The following is an 18,194-nucleotide window of genomic DNA, read 5'->3' on the forward strand; positions in this document are numbered from 1 at the left end:
GCTTAAACTGTGTAAAAGAATGAAGATCTATATCGTCTTTTGCGCTATGATCCCCAGCCATGATTTGGATCTTATCCTCGGATCATGGGGGGAGCGATGACATTAAAAATCGCCATACACATGACAACTGATCCATCCTCACCTTAGAGGAGTCGTTGTTTTGTACCCAATATAATGAGCTAACCACTCCGATTTCTTTAATTGTTAATTGGCCTTGTTTTAGGGGAGTCCACCGTGTCACTTTCGCTTTGGCAGCAATGTCTTGCCCGATTGCAGGATGAATTACCTGCCACAGAATTCAGTATGTGGATACGCCCCCTTCAGGCAGAGCTAAGTGGTAACACTCTGGCGCTTTATGCCCCAAATCGATTCGTTCTGGATTGGGTAAGAGAGAAGTATATCAACAACATCAATGGGTTGTTGAATGACTTCTGTGGAGCAGAAGTACCATTATTACGTTTTGAAGTTGGCAATAAACCCATTTCCCAAAATGATAGCCCGCCACAAAGGGTTGTTGCTCACGCGCCGGTTGCACCCGCACCACAAAACACATCAGTACGCCCCAGTTGGGATAACACCGCGGTACAACCAGAGCTATCTTATCGCTCTAACGTTAACCCGAAACATACTTTCGATAACTTCGTTGAAGGTAAATCCAACCAACTTGCTCGCGCTGCGGCAAGACAGGTCGCTGATAATCCCGGCGGTGCTTATAATCCACTATTTCTTTATGGTGGTACGGGTTTAGGTAAAACCCATCTATTACATGCCGTAGGCAACAGCATTATGGCACGTAAGGCAAATGCCAAGGTGGTTTATATGCATTCTGAACGTTTCGTTCAGGATATGGTCAAAGCATTACAAAATAATGCAATAGAAGAGTTCAAACGCTATTACCGCTCTGTCGACGCATTGCTGATCGATGATATTCAGTTTTTTGCCAATAAAGAACGCTCTCAAGAAGAGTTCTTCCATACATTCAACGCATTACTGGAAGGTAATCAACAGATTATTCTGACATCAGATCGCTATCCAAAAGAGATCAATGGGGTAGAAGATCGGTTAAAATCTCGCTTTGGCTGGGGACTAACCGTTGCCATTGAACCACCGGAACTCGAAACTCGTGTCGCTATCTTGATGAAAAAGGCAGACGAAAACGAAATCCAGTTGCCTGGAGAAGTTGCTTTCTTTATAGCCAAACGTCTGCGTTCTAACGTCCGTGAACTTGAAGGGGCATTGAACAGGGTAATAGCGAATGCCAATTTTACCGGTCGAGCGATTACTATTGATTTTGTACGTGAAGCATTACGTGACTTATTAGCACTGCAAGAAAAACTGGTTACCATTGATAATATTCAGAAAACAGTCGCTGAGTATTATAAAATCAAGGTGGCCGATTTACTTTCCAAACGGCGCTCCCGTTCCGTTGCCCGTCCAAGGCAAATGGCAATGGCGCTGGCAAAAGAGTTAACCAACCACAGCTTGCCTGAAATCGGGGATGCCTTTGGTGGACGTGACCACACAACTGTGTTGCATGCTTGTCGTAAGATCGAACAACTGCGTGAAGAAAGTCACGACATCAAAGAGGATTTTTCTAACTTAATCAGAACATTGTCTTCCTAGTGCTATGAAATTTATCATTGAACGTGAGCAATTGTTAAAACCACTGCAACAGGTCAGTAGCCCGCTGAGTGGGCGCCCTACTCTGCCTATTCTTGGTAATTTATTACTACAGGTTACAGAAGGTTCCCTGTTGCTGACCGGCACAGATTTAGAAATGGAAATGATGGCAAGAGTCACGCTTTCATTGCCACACGCAGAAGGTGCAACCACGGTACCGGCACGTAAATTCTTTGATATCTGGCGAGGTCTGCCAGACGGAGCCGAAATCAGTGTAGAACTGGATGGCGACCGCTTATTGGTGCGTTCTGGCCGCAGCCGTTTCTCGCTCTCCACATTGCCCGCTTCTGATTTTCCAAATCTTGATGACTGGCAAAGTGAAGTGGAGTTTTCACTGCCACAGGCCACACTGAAACGCCTTATTGAATCAACTCAATTCTCAATGGCTCACCAGGATGTCCGCTATTATCTCAACGGTATGTTGTTTGAAACCGAAGGAGAAGAATTGCGTACAGTTGCAACCGATGGTCACCGTCTGGCAGTCTGTTCCATGGGAATTGGTCAAAAGTTGCCTTCCCATTCGGTTATCGTGCCACGTAAAGGCGTGATTGAACTCATGAGATTGCTGGATGGCGGCGATACTCCGCTACAGTTACAAATCGGCAGTAACAATATCCGTGCCCACGTTGGCGACTTTATTTTTACTTCTAAATTGGTGGATGGGCGTTTCCCTGATTATCGCCGCGTATTGCCAAAGAACCCGGATAAAACCCTGGAAGCTAATTGCGATATGCTGAAACAAGCTTTTTCACGCGCAGCAATTCTCTCTAACGAGAAATTCCGCGGAGTTCGCCTCTATTTCAGTGAAAACCAGCTAAAAATCACAGCTAATAACCCTGAGCAGGAAGAAGCCGAAGAGATTGTCGATGTCAGCTACCAAGGTACTGAAATGGAAATAGGCTTTAATGTCAGTTACGTGCTAGATGTACTTAATACATTAAGATGTGAAGAGGTTCGTTTATTACTGACTGATGCTATTTCCAGTGTTCAGATAGAAGACTGTGCCAGCCACAATGCGGCTTATGTCGTGATGCCAATGCGCCTGTAACCGGATTTATATTTCAGGTATATGACTCTCACGCGTTTACTTATCCGCGATTTTCGTAATATCGCCGCCGCTGATTTGCCTCTAGCTACCGGATTTAATTTTCTGGTTGGATCTAATGGCAGCGGCAAAACCAGCGTATTGGAAGCGATTTATACGCTGGGTCACGGACGCGCTTTTCGTAGCATTCAGACAGGGCGGATAATTCGTCACGACTGTGATGAATTTGTTCTGCATGGGCGGTTAAGACAACAAGAGAACGAGCGAGAACGGTCTATCGGTCTGAGTAAAAACCGTCATGGCGACAGTAAAGTCAGAATTGATGGTAGTGATGGCTGTAAAATTGCCGAACTGGCTAAGATGTTACCTATGCAGCTTATTACCCCAGAAGGGTTTACCCTGTTAAATGGCGGGCCAAAGTATCGACGGGCCTTTATTGACTGGGGTTGCTTTCACAATGAGCCACGCTTTTTTTCTGCATGGGTAAACTTAAAACGGCTACTCAAACAACGCAATGCAGCACTACGACAAGTTACCCGCTACAGCCAGATACGGCCCTGGGATCAGGAATTGGCGCCACTCGCTAACCAAATAAATCAGTGGCGTGGTGAATATGTTGCAAACATCACTCAGGATATTACGGATACCTGTAAGCAATTCTTACCCGAATTTACATTAAGTTTCTCTTTTCAACAGGGATGGGACAAAGAGAGTGATTATGCTGAATTACTGGAACGCCAATTTGAGCGCGACAGAACGTTAACCTATACAGCTTCCGGCCCACATAAGGCAGATCTGCGCATTCGTGCGGAAGGAACGCCAGTAGAAGATATGCTATCCCGCGGTCAATTAAAGTTACTGATGTGCGCACTGCGGCTAGCACAGGGTGAATATTTCACCCGACAGAGCGGACAACAATGTCTGTATCTGCTTGATGATTTTGCCTCCGAACTGGATACCGGCCGCCGTCAGTTGCTGGCCGCTCGTCTAAAATCCACGCAAGCTCAGGTATTTGTCAGTGCGATAAATTCCGATCAAATAACAGACATGCTTGATGGAAACAGCAAGATGTTTCGCGTGGAAAATGGCAAAATAGAGGTTCAACCACAGGATTAAAAATGAGCGAGAAACGTTGATGTCGAATACATATGACTCCTCAAGTATCAAGGTATTAAAAGGGCTGGATGCGGTGCGTAAACGTCCGGGCATGTATATCGGTGATACAGACGATGGTACCGGCTTACACCACATGGTCTTCGAGGTTGTCGACAACGCTATCGACGAAGCCCTCGCAGGTCATTGTAATGAAGTTATCGTCACTATCCATGCTGATAACTCAGTCTCCGTACAGGATGATGGCCGCGGTATTCCTACCGGCATACACGAAGAAGAAGGTGTTTCAGCAGCCGAAGTTATTATGACCGTGCTGCATGCGGGGGGTAAATTCGATGATAACTCTTATAAAGTCTCCGGCGGTTTGCACGGCGTAGGGGTTTCTGTTGTTAACGCCTTGTCTGAAAAGCTGGAATTGGTTATCCGCCGTGACGGCAAAGTTCATGAACAGACTTATCACCTTGGCGTACCACAAAGCCCACTGAAAGTCGTTGGAGAAACAGAACAGACAGGTACCCGTGTCCGTTTCTGGCCGAGCATGGATACTTTCCGTAATAACACAGAATTCCAGCACGACATTCTGGCTAAACGCTTGCGTGAATTATCCTTCCTGAATTCCGGTGTATCCATCCGCCTTATTGATAAACGCACTAATACGGAAGACCACTTCCATTATGAAGGTGGCATTAAAGCGTTTGTTGAGTTTCTAAATAAAAACAAAACCCCCATTCATCCAAATGTTTTCTATTTCTCTACAGAAAAAGACGGCATCGGCGTTGAAATTTCAATGCAATGGAATGATGGTTTCCAGGAAAATATTTACTGCTTCACCAATAACATCCCACAACGCGATGGGGGAACTCACTTAGTTGGCTTCCGTACTGCGATGACACGTACCCTTAATAGTTACATGGACAAAGAAGGGTACAACAAGAAATCCAAAGTCAGCGCTACGGGTGATGATGCTCGTGAAGGTTTAGTTGCTGTTATTTCCGTTAAAGTACCTGATCCAAAATTCTCTTCTCAGACTAAAGACAAACTCGTCTCCTCCGAAGTGAAAACTGCGGTTGAAACGTTGATGAATGAGAAGCTGGTGGAATATCTACTGGAAAATCCAAACGACGCTAAAACTGTCGTCAGTAAAATTATTGATGCTGCTCGCGCTCGTGAGGCAGCTCGCAAAGCGCGTGAAATGACACGCCGTAAAGGGGCACTGGATCTAGCTGGACTGCCAGGCAAATTGGCTGATTGTCAGGAGCGTGATCCGGCACTCTCTGAGCTCTACCTAGTGGAAGGGGACTCTGCGGGTGGCTCGGCAAAACAGGGCCGCAACCGCAAAAATCAGGCAATTTTGCCGCTAAAAGGTAAAATCCTGAACGTCGAAAAAGCGCGTTTCGATAAAATGCTCTCTTCTCAGGAAGTAGCAACCCTGATCACCGCATTGGGCTGCGGTATTGGCCGTGACGAATACAATCCAGATAAGCTGCGTTACCATAGCATTATTATCATGACGGATGCGGACGTCGATGGTTCTCATATTCGTACTCTATTGCTGACTTTCTTCTATCGTCAAATGCCAGAAATCATTGAACGCGGTCATGTGTTTATTGCTCAACCACCGTTGTATAAAGTCAAAAAAGGTAAACAAGAACAATACATTAAAGATGATGAGGCAATGGATGAGTACCAACTATCCATTGCACTGGATGGCGCTTCACTTTACACCAATGAGCACGCGCCAGCCCTAAAAGGTGAACCACTGGAAAAACTGGTGACCGAATTTAATGGTGTTCAAAAAATCATTAAACGCATGGAACGTCTGTATCCGCTAAGTTTATTGAATAGCCTAATTTATCATCCGAAGCTGACCGAAGAAGCATTGTCTGATAAGGCGAAAGTTGAAGAATGGATTGAAATGCTGGCCACTCGTCTGAATGACAGTGAACAGAACGGCAGTAGCTACAGTTATCGCCTCCATGAAAATCGTGAGCGCCAAATGTACGAACCGGTGCTGTGTGTTCGTACACACGGTGTCGATACTGATTACCTATTGGACTTCGATTTTGTCCACGGCGGTGAATATCACCGAATCACTCAGCTAGGCGATAAACTTCGCAACTTGATCGAAGAAAGCGCTTATATCGAACGCGGTGAACGACGCCAACCGGTTAGCAGTTTTGAGCAAGCGCTAAACTGGTTGACTAAAGAGTCTCGCCGCGGGTTGTCTATACAGCGCTATAAGGGCTTGGGAGAAATGAACCCTGAGCAGTTATGGGAAACGACCATGAACCCGGAAACTCGCCGCATGATGCGTGTGACAGTAAAAGATGCCATTGCAACTGACCAACTGTTTACAACTCTGATGGGTGATGCTGTTGAACCTCGCCGAGCATTTATTGAAGAGAATGCCCTGAAAGCAGCCAATATTGATATCTAATTGATATTATTATCAATTTAAAAAAGCGCTCATATTGATTCTCTATGAGCGCTTTTTTTATCTGTTATTTACGACCAATAAAGTGTAATTTATTTAATGTTTATGTAAAACATCACTTAAATATAATCTAAGGGTATAATATGGCTGACATGATTTACATGACAATAAAGGGAAAAAACAGGGATTAATATCGGCTGGATGTTCTTCTGTTGATTCTATTGGTAATAAATATCAAGCAAACCATCTTGACCAGATATTAGTTTATACCCTATGGATTTCAAGTTGCATCGCGGCGGCAAGGGAGTGAATCCCCGGGAGCATAGCAAACTATGTGACCGGGGTGAGCGAGTGCAGCCAACAAAGAGGCAGCTTGAAAGATGACGGGTATATAGCTTAAGCCATGCGATAACACAAACTCAAAATGTCGATCATCAACCCATTATTATCCAAAAACCTATCGACAAATCATCACCATTACTCGGTGTTGCTATTTCTGAGAATGAGTCTCTTGAATGCTCTATTGATTTTTACCGAACTAACTCAAATGGTGCTCAAGAACGTTATTACAATATAAAAATCACTGGCGCCACAATCACTGAAATAAGTGTCTTACATCCACATTCATTGAATCATAATGAGCTTCCACCACAGGAAAGTATCTCGTTAAAATATACAAACATTACCTGGAATCACCTTATCGCAGGTACTGGCGGTTATAGTATTTGGGATGATAGAATTTATTAAAAGAGCAAAACAAGGCGTTTTAATTTAACGCCTTGTTTCATTGACGAACTTTCTTGGTAGAACCAAAGCATATAAAATAGAAAACATCACACTACCTACTCTAATTACCTCACTATTTAAATTAATAAACATTGATATAATTTCATGATAACCACCATATTTCACAATAAACAATTGAATTGAACCCAACATTACTATAATAAAAAACCCAATAACAGAGAGAATATAACTTAGTCTTTTCTCTATAGTAATTTTCATGAAAAGAAGAAAAAACAAAAGCGTTAACGATAAAAGATAGTACAGAAAAATATCCTGCCAAGTAGATTGAGTGGAAATTGTAACATCTATATAGTCCATTATTCTTTTTCACCAGTAATTTATTGTCAACATTTAAACTTCCTTGGGAACATCATCATGACTAAAATTGAAAATATCACCGCACTTACTCTTATTACCTCATCATTTAAATTCAAAAATATAAATGGTGGAATCAAGGAATAACTAAATTTAGATATAATTAATTGATCTGTACAAAAAGAAAATAAAAACAAAAGGCGGATTCGACTAATAAGCGCAATTTTTCAGAAAGGCGGTCAGTTGCTATAGTAGGCATCTTTCCCGCCACAGGAGAATGCGCTATGGCCTATACACAACTGACCGAGACAGAAAGATATCAGATTTCCAGTTTAAAAACAGCGGGTTTTTCACAGCTTTTCATTGCTGAGTCACTTAAGCGAAGTCCGTCGACCATCAGCAGAGAATTGAAGAGAAATCAAGAAGTTCAAACCTATTGCCCTGAACAGGCTCATTTGAAGGGATTGGCTCGTCGTCATTTTGCTAAAAAAGCCGTAAAAATAACGCCGGAAGTCAAAAAATGGATAAAACGGTTAATTTGGCAAGATTTAAGTCCTGAACAGGCGGTTGATTATTTGAAGCGGCATAAAGGGATATTTTTGCATCATGAGACGATTTATAGGCTGATTTATCAAGATAAAATAGAGGGGGGTGATTTATGGCAACATCTGCGAATTGCCAGAAAACCCTATCGTAAACGCTATGGCTGCTATGAAAAAAGAGGCAAAATTAAAAATCGGGCCAGTATTGATGAGCGCCCGGAATTCGTTGATAAAAAAGAACGTATTGGCGACTGGGAAGGTGATACGATAATAGGGAAAGATAAAAAAAGTGTCTTATTAACCCTGGTTGACCGCAAAACGTTGTATACCATAATTGTTAAACTTGATAGCAAGCGGGCATTAGAAGTCGCAAAAGCGGTAGTGAAAGTATTATACCCGTTAAAACAAAGGGTTAAGACCATCACATTCGATAACGGTTTGGAGTTCGCAGAGCATGAAATCATGAGTAAAAAATTAGAAACCCAAATTTATTTTGCTCACCCTTACTCGCCTTGGGAAAGAGGGATAAATGAGAATATCAATGGACTAATCAGACAATACTTTCCAAAGGGAACTGATTTTAATGAAGTCTCTGATCAGGAAATAAATTTTGTGGTAAACCGATTAAATAATCGCCCCCGAAAAACACGGGGAGGGAAAACACCGAATGAATTATTTAAAGGAATACGAACATGTTTACTTCCGGATTAACGATGTTGCACTTATTATGTGAATCCAAGAAAGATTAATTATAAATAGAGAAATACTCTTTTTACTTTTCGTGTATTTTTTAATAAATAAAAAAAACATAGAAAAAATTATTATAAATAAAAAATATAATAAAAGATCCATATCAGATGATTGAGTAGATATAATTAGTTCCTGACCCATATTATTTGGCTCATATAACGAGAAGATAACGTCCTTGCCAACTCCCTTAATTCTCTAACCTCTAAAGCTAGTAGTTTATCTTGTTCCATTCCTACCATCTCCATAAAAACGATTCACTATACATTTGGATAGAAGATCATAAATATAGATTATGAATATAACAAAAATAAACCAATAAAGAAACAATGAACAGAACTATATGGATAAATCCACCCGAACAACGAGTGGATTTTTACATAAATAAATGTATTAAAATAATTAAACCAAGATACGCAGCATACGACGCAAAGGCTCTGCTGCTCCCCACAGCAATTGGTCACCGACAGTAAAAGCAGATAAATACTCTGGACCTATATTCAGTTTACGTAAACGCCCTACAGGAGTATTCAAAGTTCCCGTTACCGCCGCCGGGGTTAATTCGCGCATACTCAATTCGCGATCATTTGGAATAACACGAACCCAGTCATTATGCGCGGCCAGTAATTGCTCAATTTCAGGAATCGAAATATCTTTTTTCAATTTCAGAGTAAATGCCTGACTATGGCAACGCAGCGCCCCAATACGTACACACAAGCCATCCACGGTAATGATGTTATTACCGGTATTCAGAATCTTGTTGGTTTCTGCCTGACCTTTCCACTCTTCACGGCTTTGGCCATTATCAAGTTGTTTATCAATCCACGGAATCAAACTACCTGCCAACGGTACGCCAAATTGCTCAGTTGACATAACTCCACTACGGGTGAAATCCGTTACTTTTCTTTCAATATCCAGAATAGCCGATGCCGGATCTTGCAGCTCTTTTGCTACCTGAGTATGTAGAGCTCCCATCTGAACCAGAAGTTCACGCATATGACGAGCGCCCGCACCAGAAGCTGCCTGATAAGTTGCAACAGAAGCCCATTCAACCAAATTATTAGCAAACAAACCGCCCAAAGACATCAGCATTAGGCTAACGGTACAATTACCACCAACAAAAGTTTTTATGCCTTCATTAAGACCTTGCTGAATATGCGCATGGTTAACTGGATCAAGAATAATGATGGAATCATCATTCATACGCAGTGCTGACGCCGCATCAATCCAATATCCCTGCCAACCCGTTGCTCTTAACTTTGGATAAATCTCATTAGTATAATCTCCCCCCTGACAGCTAATAATAATATCCAAAGCACCAAGAGCTTCGATATCGAAAGCATTCTGTAACGTACCTTGCCGACCAGTAAAATCAGGTGCTGGCTGTCCGTGTTGTGATGTCGAGAAGAATACCGGACGAATAACATCAAAATCCCGCTCTTCAATCATACGCTGCATTAATACTGAGCCGACCATCCCGCGCCAGCCGATAAAGCCCACATTTTTCATCATTATTGTCCTACTTCGGTGAGTGTTGATTCAGTGATTCTGATTACACCAAAGCTGACAAAATATGACCAAGGACGCAAGTGAATTTATTAACTAATTCACAAGATATTTAGCAACGTAGCTAGCAGCAAGATATATAACAAATCTGGCATCTGAGTAAGAAGCCACCGGCTGGTGGCAAATATTTACAATTAACTTTTAATTTCAAGTCACATTCAATTGAGTTTTAGTTTTTTCTTTGGGATGCGGCTTAACACTTATTACTTCACCAGGTTTGGAAATAAAGCGGACAAACGTTTCATGGCTAACGAAAGTTGCACCACAATTGATGTTTTGACATTGATTATAACGTTCTTTTGTATGGCTGGAATGCTCAAAGCTACTGCGTGCATGAGCCGCTTTACCACAAAGAGGACACTTGATCATATTTTCTTACCCTTAACTAAAACATGAACTCTCATAATGTGAACAATATAGCAATGAGATCTCACTTAAAGAACAATTATTTCATATCGAGATCATCAATTTTTAATTCCAGAGTCAGTGCTGTTGTAAAACCACCACCAGATCCATTCACCGTGTGAGTGACTGTCGTTAATGTCCATTCGGCAGCATCTATTTCTGGTTTAAAACCGGTAACCTTGATTGGTATTTCAGGGTAGAGATCTGCACGCCCCTGAGCCAGTTGAATCGAAAACGTCGCTGCTCCACGTTGCATTTTTTCCCAGGCAACCTTGGCTGCACGTTTAGCACTAGCCTCATCAGCATAAGTACGAGAAAGCTCTAATACGTTATCTTTGCTACCGATCAAATAAGATTTTAATTTATCAGCATTTTCCTGATTTTTTCGTTCAACGGTTAAGGTATGTTTTTTCTCCGGTTTACGGACATCCAACCAGTTTGCTACCACGCCGGTATAAGCCTCACGATCGGACAGAGTAAAATTGTGGTTGTCACCTGACCGACGTGTAATCACTAATGCAGGGATAACCGCACCACTGGCTGTTTTGTTCTGTCCTTGCCGAATAAATATCAACTTACCATTTTTTACTGAAGCAATCGCCCCTTCCTGCCTTGCCAAGCGAGTGAGAAAACTACCATCAGACTCATTCGTCTGATCAATATGGTTAATCAATATTTTCGCTATATCTTGATGTAAATCGGCGGTAAGCCTATTCCTTGCAGCAATAGTGCGAACAATATCACCTATCGTTTTCTTATGATAAGACTCTTCACGTCTCATATTGAGAGATTCACGGAAATCAGCACTACGGGCACGAATCGTTAATTTGTCCGGAGCTCCACTGTGGCCAATTTCATCCACAGTAAAACGTCCTTTACTAATCAGTGGCTGATCACGCCATCCCAACGCCAATGAAATCACATTACCTCTGGAAGGTAACACCAAACTTCCATCTGCATCATCCAGTTCAATATCAAGCTGGTCGGCTTCAAAGCCTCGATTATCTGTCATCGTTAGTGACATCAGGCGCGATTGAATGCGCCCGCTGATATCTTTATTATCAATTTCCAAAAGAAATGCCGGTGCACCACCTTTTTCGGAACCTCTGCCAAATTTAGACGTCATGATCATACCTCTTTGACTCTATCTGACAAATTGTCTGTAAGCATAGAGAATTGTCCCTGAAGATCACCGAACATTTCAATTAGAGAACTATCTACTCGCTTCAATGTCAACGTGAAATCAATTTTGCGGGCAGAACCATTCGACATAAATTCAGTTTTTGTCTGGTCGATACTCTCAATGACAAACATACCGTAAACCGTGCCGCTGCCATCTATAAAAGACCAAGCCTTACCGCTGTCAGCCATAACTTGTAGTACCGTCAATGATAAACGGCCACCAGTAATTTCTGGATATAACGAACCGGAAAGTGTCATTGTGTCGTTATCCGGCCCCAGAAATTGCCAGGCAGGCCGCACCCCGATACGGCTATTAAAAGCATGTCGCCATGACTGAGTATATTGCATACTCTGGTATGGTGTGGTTTTCAACATAAAAACAAATAAACCCAGTGCAGCCATCATAATTAGAATTCTCCTCTATCAGAGAATGAACTACGTAAACGAGCCTGCTGTTTACGTTCCCGATCATCCAATTCGCGCCTAACTGCTGCTGCAATGTCCTGCGCAGATTGCCCCGGCGCACCATAGATATTTATATGATAGACCGGCGATTCACTGCGGTATTCAACCACCTGACGTTTGTCCGTTTTCTTTTCCTGAATCTGAGGATAAGCATGAACCGGTAAACTCTGAACATGCAATGGTGCGGTTCTGGCGGCGGTAGAAGGCGCCATTACGCTTAAAGAAAATACCGCAGCAGCAGCAAGTTTAGCAGTCTGTCGTCGGCTAATAACATTAACAGGGCCAGTGACAATCTCTGGTCCATATTCACCAACAATACCAACTCGACCAGCCGGAATAATGCCCCCTTTGTCATGTTTGGGCAGAACCGAATTAACATTAGGACTCACATTATTACTGGCATCTCTTGAAATATCTTCCTTTGACCGCATCCAGTCAGGGAGATACTCAGACAATGAAGTCAGTTTCTGTTTCAGGGCTTCCCATTTTTCATTAATCCCCTCCAATAAACTGTTAATTATCGCTGTGCCAACCTCTTTAAATTTACTAGGTAGATTCATTACGTCAGTAATAATTTCATTCCATTTATCCGAGATCGATATTTTAATATTCTCCCAGATATCCAATGTATTCTGTTTAACTAATTCCCAGGCATTACTAATATTAGTTTTAATACTTTCCCAAGTTTGCAGAACACTCTGTTTAATAGATTCCCATTTCTCAATGAGGTTAATTTTAATATTTTCCCAAAGATGAGAAAATCTCGGCCCCAATGTTTCCCAATTTTGCCAAATATAAACAGCAGCCATCGCAATTACACCAATAATGGCGAGGATTGGGTTAGCCATCATCAAACGACCGACGATCATCATGGTGCTACCCAACATCTTCAGAGCATTCCCGACTAATCCGAGCGCTCTCACACCAGTACTACCAAAGAAAGTAAGACTATACTTCGCTACAGCTAATGGAAGCAATATCGAAGCGATCGCCTGTGCCAATGCGCCAAACACAGTTAACATGCCTCCGACTACCACCGTAATAGTCGCAAGCGTTGCAGCCAAACGTGGATTGGCTTCCATCCACTCACTGACTTTATTGACTACATTGGTTACTTGCTGAGTGACTTCTCTTGCAGGACCTTCTACGCCAGAAAACATCTGAACGCCTAGATTACTCCAAGCGGCATTGAGTTTTTGGATATCACCAGTGAGATTATTCGTCACTACAGAGGCAACTTTTTGGGATTCACCTTGAACATTTTTCAGCTCAGCGATAAACGTTTGCAATCCTCCCTGCCCTGCCTGATTTACCAATACATCCAAAGCAGGAGCAGCATTTTCACCACCAATTGCTGTGAAATAACTTGTACGTTGTTTACCGCTCATTGAACGGGTTTTATCATCTAGTTCAACGAGAATATCAGGTAATTGCCGTAAATTACCTTTAGCATCACGAGTTTTAATATCTAGTTGTTTCAATGCGGCAGCAGCAGCTTTAGGCGGTTCAGCCAATCGGCTTAGTACATTGCTCAAAGCCTCTCCAGCTTCACTTCCCTTAATATTGGCATCACTTAGCTTTCTTGTGGCAGCCGCAACGGTTTCAATGTCAATCCCCAAAGAAGTAGCCGCTGGGGCGACAGATTTCATGGTGTCACCCAATCCCGCCAACGTTGTTTTTGAACCAATAAGCGTTGCCGTCAAAACATCACTAACATGCCCCATCTCTTCGGATTGTAATTTAAACCCTTCCAGTACATTAGTACTAATATCAACCACATTGGCGAAATCTGTACCGCTTGCCTGCGACATTAATACCGCGCCTGGCATCACATTCTTTATCTGGTCAGGAGAATACCCCTTGGAAGCATACAAGCTCTGTCCCTGTGCAATCTGGCTGGCAGGAATCCCTGTACTTTTACTCAACTCACGACTTTGATTGAGTAACATAGTGTATTCAGGAGAATTTTTTTCAATATTAGTTTGTGCCTGAATTTTGGACATTTGAGCACTGAGATCATAACCCGGCATCAAAAAGTTTTTACTGGTTGTCAGTATTTTGCTACCGGCTGATTTTGCACTAGCACCATATTGGCTAACGCGGTCACGAAGCTCTTTGATTTTGCTATAACGACCTTCACCGCGATTTTCTTCCTTTTTGTTACTGGTATGCGCAGTTTCCTGCGCATATTCAGGAGCAGAATAAGGTTTAATTGCTTCATAAGTCTGATTTAATCGCTTAAATTCATCACGATTTTGCCGGAGAGAATCCGCCAACCTTTTATTATTTCGCTGGGCAGATTTCAAGGCGCTGGTCAGCTTATTAACGGACTGTATTACCAATTTAAGCTGTGACTGTGTATTACTCATTTTCTGCACCACTTCGTAAGATGGCCCGATGTCGCCAGTCCAGTAATTCCGGTAGTGACATTTCATTTGTCACTGCCGGAGACCAGTGGAAAACGGTGGCAATATCTGCCACCAATTCATCTACGGTTAGTCGGTCTGGAAACCGGACTTCGCCGACTTCGGTAACAAAAAATTGACCACCTCAACACTGAGATTAATCAGATCGCCGGGCGTCATTGACAACAGATCGCTTTTAGTGAGCGCAGGTATGGTAACGCGTGGCAAAACCAATATCATTGAGTCCACATCCATTTCCAGCAAAGCCTGTAGCCGAGCACCACGCAGCGCGCCACTGTTCGGTTTGCGCACCACCACTTCAGTGATGTTGCTACTACCACGTGCAAGCGGTTCTTCTAATACGATTGTGCGCTGCTCGTCGTTTTGAGTAATTAGTGTTTCTGTCATGGTTCAACCTTGTTTATCCGATTAGATTAAAGACCCATAGCGCGGCGGTGATCTGCCAAGCGATCTTCACCATTAACGACTTCAACCATGTTAACGGTATCCACTTCGATCAGAACTTCACCATCCCATGTCAATTTGAAATAGGTATTTTTAGCGCTGATTTTGGTCTGAGTATTATCTCCCTGCTTATAAGTACCGTGGTCAAACTCATGGAAACGGCCACGCATCACGATTTCAACAGCAATCACATCGCTGGTATCATCGCGCTGGTAGGAGCCCGCAAAGCGCAACATTACGCCGTCGGCTTTGGTCAGTCCCCATTGCCGATAATGTTGAGCTTCCATACCTCCTAGAGTAAATTCAACGTCCAATGCACCTTCATCCAAGCCTAAGTCCACGGTTGCGCTACCGTTCATGCCAGCGCCACGATAGGTTTCCAGTTTACGACTCAGCTTAGGCAGAGTAAGTTCTTCTACTATTCCCTGATAACTATTGCCATCATTAAACAAGTTCAGGAATTTAAGTTTGCGAGGTAATGCCATCTGTGTCCCCTTAGCCGTTTATGCTTTTCGCGAAATCCATCAGGTAACGATCTGTAATACGCTGGCGTAACATCATGTTTTCCAGTGGTGGTACAGGTGTATAGTCGTAATCGAGGGTCAATTTACCCGCTTTCAAGGTGTCTTTATCATTGGCGTTTTCGTCATACCAGCATTGACCGTCAATAATGTAGCCCCCAGATTTCAGTTCACGGAACTTAGCATTGATACCTTCGATAATGTCCCGTACGAGTGAAGGAGTTAGTGGCTTATCGATTGCCCACATATGTGCTTCCGCCATAGTGTCAGCTAAGACTTGGGCAGTACGAGTGTAACTTTCGAACTGGAACAATGGGTCATCAGCGCAGGTACGGGACCCCCAGAAACGGAAGCCATTTTTACGGATAAGTGTCGTGATACCATTTTGGTTTAGCAGACCTGAATCTGTTGCTGGATCTTGAAGATCCCAGAATACATCTGCTGAAAGACCGGTCACACCATTGACACCGATGTTGGACAGTGTTTTGTGCCAACCTGTTTCTTCATCAATTTTTGCACGCAAACCCAATGCACGAGCAGTAGCGTAGGCGATAGTTTCTTTATTAGAAACAGTATCCCAACTCAGGAAATCAGGCCAAATCAGCATTAATTCGCGCTGACTGAAGTTTTTGCGATATTCGATAACTTCTGAGATAGTCTTACTACCATAGGCGCTGATATAAGCCATTGCTCTCAGTTTCTGCGCGATACTCGCCAACTCAACAGCAACAGCCTTCGTATCCAGCCCAGGGACGCCCAGAATACGTGGCTTCACACCTAATTGGCTTTGTGCTGCCAACAGTGCCTGTATACCGGTTTTCTTACCTTCATTAGTTGTAGTACCAATGATGTTGCTGGTAGTTTGCTCTTCCGTTTCACCTTGTGCTACACGGACAACAACAGTAACGGGTTTAGACTGGTCTGAGATAGCTTTGAGTGCCTGAGGCAATGTACCGGTTTTACCAGCTTTGCCAATGGCGAGTGAAACATCAGTAATCAAGACCGGAGTGTTTAGTGGAAAAGTTTTTTCGTCTGCTTCAGGACCAGTACACACCATACCAACAATAGCGGTGCTAACTGTGGTGATGGTACGTGTGCCTTCGTTAATTTCCTGTACACGGACGCCGTGATGATAATCTTGTGCCATATTAGCGGTTCTCCTGTTAAGGTGTCCCGCTATGTTGAAGTATCCAAATTATTAAATCATTCGATGGGAAATGTGTGGGAGATGATACAAATCAGGTCGCTTAATTTATTATTTTTTCTAATTATTTAATTATTTGTACTTCATAGAGAGTGGAAAAAGAAACCTCTATAAATCAATATCTGTTTCTTCTGGAGTGAACTTTTAGCTCTGTTCATTGATTATTTTTTCACAGATTTCACCGACCAAAATAGATTATAATTTATACATATCAACGCATTTCTCTGTAAACCACAGTTCTGGTCATTTATTAACACCCGAATATAGCCAATCTTCGGCATATATAGTCCCGCTTAGTACCAATACGAAACTATTCTTTCGGAAATTTCACCGATAAGTGAGTTTTTAAAAATCTTGGTTTGATGGAAACGGTGAATTTGGCTAAGGGAGCAGTACCGAATAGCCGAAAAGTGAATGGCAAAGTTCTGACTGAAGATATCAATATTACGTCTCAGGATATCTTTAATGGGCAATCAATATCCATACCCGACAAAGCCGATTTAAATGATTATCAAACACCAGGGCTTTATTATCAGGGTTTGGATGTACAAGCGGGAACCGGTAATAACTATCCTGAACCACTTGCAGGTTCACTTGTCGTTTTACAGGCTGCTGGGATCATTCAGCGTTATTTTGTTTATAACAGCAGTCGAATATATACACGTTCTTTATATTCTTGGAATAGACCTGATGCAATATGGTCACCTTGGGCACGAGAATATAATACCCTGAATAAACCCACTGCGAGTGAGCTCGGTTTAATGGAAACCGTTACTAAAGCTGCGGATGCGTTGCAACGCAGTGGTGGCAATGTAACAGGCGACATAATTATTACTACTGACTCTATGCTGAGTTGGAGCAGACTCACCGACTTCGCCTCTATCGGTTTTAAAGACACCGCAGATGAAGATACAGACTCCTATATGTGGTTTAGAACAGGAGATAATGGTAACGAATATTTCAAATGGCAGCATGCCCTCTCTGGAGGGCCAACTAATGAATGGATGAGTCTTAAACCTGATAACCTCCGAATTAGAGGGCATCAGGTCTATCATGAAGGATATAGACCAACCGCTGCAATTATTGGCGCTTATACAAAATCAGAATCAGACACGCGTTATATTCAAGACATTCGCTTTGGTGCCAAAGAACTCGCGCAAGTACGGAAAAGCTCTGGGGATACAGACACAAATGGATATGCCATTACTGCTGTAATAAATGGAAATAGAGATGAGTTAGTTGACACCGTAAACCGCAGGCCAATACAGAAGAAGGTTAACGGCATGTGGATGAATATACCCAATATTTAGTAAGGTGAT

Annotated in this window: 15 protein-coding genes and 2 pseudogenes; 8 read left to right on the forward strand and 9 right to left on the reverse strand. The window is 42.6% G+C overall.

The genetic code is table 11. From position 1 onward, the window contains the following. Window positions 1–234: 234 nt before the first annotated feature. The 7 genes and pseudogenes from dnaA to B0X70_RS00030 all read left to right on the forward strand — a co-directional run bounded on the left by dnaA (window position 235) and on the right by B0X70_RS00030 (window position 8,626). Window positions 235–1,623, forward strand: a complete 1,389-nt coding sequence (gene dnaA, locus B0X70_RS00005; protein WP_036782378.1) for a chromosomal replication initiator protein DnaA — start codon at window positions 235–237, stop codon at window positions 1,621–1,623. Between the two features lie 4 nt (window positions 1,624–1,627). Continuing rightward, a complete protein-coding gene (gene dnaN / locus B0X70_RS00010) occupies window positions 1,628–2,728 on the forward strand; it encodes a DNA polymerase III subunit beta (protein WP_036782381.1) in 1,101 nt (366 codons plus the stop codon). A gap of 21 nt (window positions 2,729–2,749) precedes the next feature. Beyond that, entirely contained in the window at window positions 2,750–3,841 is a 1,092-nt protein-coding gene (gene recF, locus B0X70_RS00015; protein ID WP_105396449.1) for a DNA replication/repair protein RecF, read from the forward strand. Window positions 3,842–3,860: 19 nt separating this feature from the next. After that, window positions 3,861–6,275, forward strand: a complete 2,415-nt coding sequence (gene gyrB / locus B0X70_RS00020) for a DNA topoisomerase (ATP-hydrolyzing) subunit B (protein WP_105396450.1) — start codon at window positions 3,861–3,863, stop codon at window positions 6,273–6,275. Between the two features lie 140 nt (window positions 6,276–6,415). After that, window positions 6,416–6,534: pseudogene (locus B0X70_RS24900) on the forward strand (type VI secretion system tube protein Hcp); the annotation flags it as partial. A 125-nt stretch (window positions 6,535–6,659) separates the two neighbouring features. Continuing rightward, window positions 6,660–7,019, forward strand: a pseudogene (gene tssD / locus B0X70_RS00025) (type VI secretion system tube protein TssD); the annotation flags it as partial. 638 nt (window positions 7,020–7,657) lie between these two features. After that, window positions 7,658–8,626, forward strand: coding sequence for an IS30 family transposase (locus B0X70_RS00030; RefSeq protein WP_217470615.1), 969 nt, complete (start codon window positions 7,658–7,660; stop codon window positions 8,624–8,626). A gap of 438 nt (window positions 8,627–9,064) precedes the next feature. On the opposite strand, the gene asd is transcribed toward B0X70_RS00030, so the two are convergent. From asd to B0X70_RS00075, 9 genes are all read right to left on the reverse strand, one after another. Further along, on the reverse strand, window positions 9,065–10,171 hold the full coding sequence (gene asd / locus B0X70_RS00035; protein WP_105396538.1) for an aspartate-semialdehyde dehydrogenase: 1,107 nt from the start codon (window positions 10,169–10,171) through the stop codon (window positions 9,065–9,067). Between the two features lie 204 nt (window positions 10,172–10,375). Next, window positions 10,376–10,597, reverse strand: coding sequence for an ogr/Delta-like zinc finger family protein (locus B0X70_RS00040; protein ID WP_036782400.1), 222 nt, complete (start codon window positions 10,595–10,597; stop codon window positions 10,376–10,378). A 76-nt stretch (window positions 10,598–10,673) separates the two neighbouring features. Next, window positions 10,674–11,759 carry a phage late control D family tail protein gene (locus B0X70_RS00045; RefSeq protein ID WP_105396539.1) on the reverse strand — a complete coding sequence of 362 codons (1,086 nt, stop codon included), beginning with the start codon at window positions 11,757–11,759 and terminating at the stop codon, window positions 10,674–10,676. Window positions 11,760–11,761: 2 nt separating this feature from the next. Continuing rightward, window positions 11,762–12,220, reverse strand: a complete 459-nt coding sequence (locus tag B0X70_RS00050) for a phage tail protein (protein ID WP_046396587.1) — start codon at window positions 12,218–12,220, stop codon at window positions 11,762–11,764. Window positions 12,221–12,222: 2 nt separating this feature from the next. Then, window positions 12,223–14,649 carry a phage tail tape measure protein gene (locus B0X70_RS00055; RefSeq protein WP_246593390.1) on the reverse strand — a complete coding sequence of 809 codons (2,427 nt, stop codon included), beginning with the start codon at window positions 14,647–14,649 and terminating at the stop codon, window positions 12,223–12,225. Beyond that, window positions 14,642–14,761 (reverse strand): GpE family phage tail protein, encoded by a 120-nt coding sequence (locus B0X70_RS00060; protein ID WP_200868805.1) that lies wholly within the window; start codon window positions 14,759–14,761, stop codon window positions 14,642–14,644. Before B0X70_RS00060 ends, B0X70_RS00055 begins: the two co-directional genes overlap by 8 nt. A gap of 14 nt (window positions 14,762–14,775) precedes the next feature. Then, window positions 14,776–15,093, reverse strand: a complete 318-nt coding sequence (locus B0X70_RS00065) for a phage tail assembly protein (protein ID WP_036782409.1) — start codon at window positions 15,091–15,093, stop codon at window positions 14,776–14,778. Between the two features lie 26 nt (window positions 15,094–15,119). Continuing rightward, window positions 15,120–15,635, reverse strand: coding sequence for a phage major tail tube protein (locus B0X70_RS00070; RefSeq protein WP_105396541.1), 516 nt, complete (start codon window positions 15,633–15,635; stop codon window positions 15,120–15,122). A gap of 10 nt (window positions 15,636–15,645) precedes the next feature. Further along, window positions 15,646–16,818 carry a phage tail sheath protein gene (locus tag B0X70_RS00075; protein ID WP_036782415.1) on the reverse strand — a complete coding sequence of 391 codons (1,173 nt, stop codon included), beginning with the start codon at window positions 16,816–16,818 and terminating at the stop codon, window positions 15,646–15,648. Between the two features lie 434 nt (window positions 16,819–17,252). Here B0X70_RS00075 and B0X70_RS00080 point away from each other — a divergent pair, with 434 nt between their 5' ends. Next, entirely contained in the window at window positions 17,253–18,185 is a 933-nt protein-coding gene (locus B0X70_RS00080) for a pyocin knob domain-containing protein (RefSeq protein WP_181150222.1), read from the forward strand. The last annotated feature ends 9 nt before the right edge of the window (window positions 18,186–18,194 follow it).

The sequence above is a fragment of the Photorhabdus akhurstii genome, from assembly GCF_019090985.1.
In the GTDB taxonomy this organism is placed as follows: Bacteria; Pseudomonadota; Gammaproteobacteria; order Enterobacterales; family Enterobacteriaceae; genus Photorhabdus; species Photorhabdus akhurstii.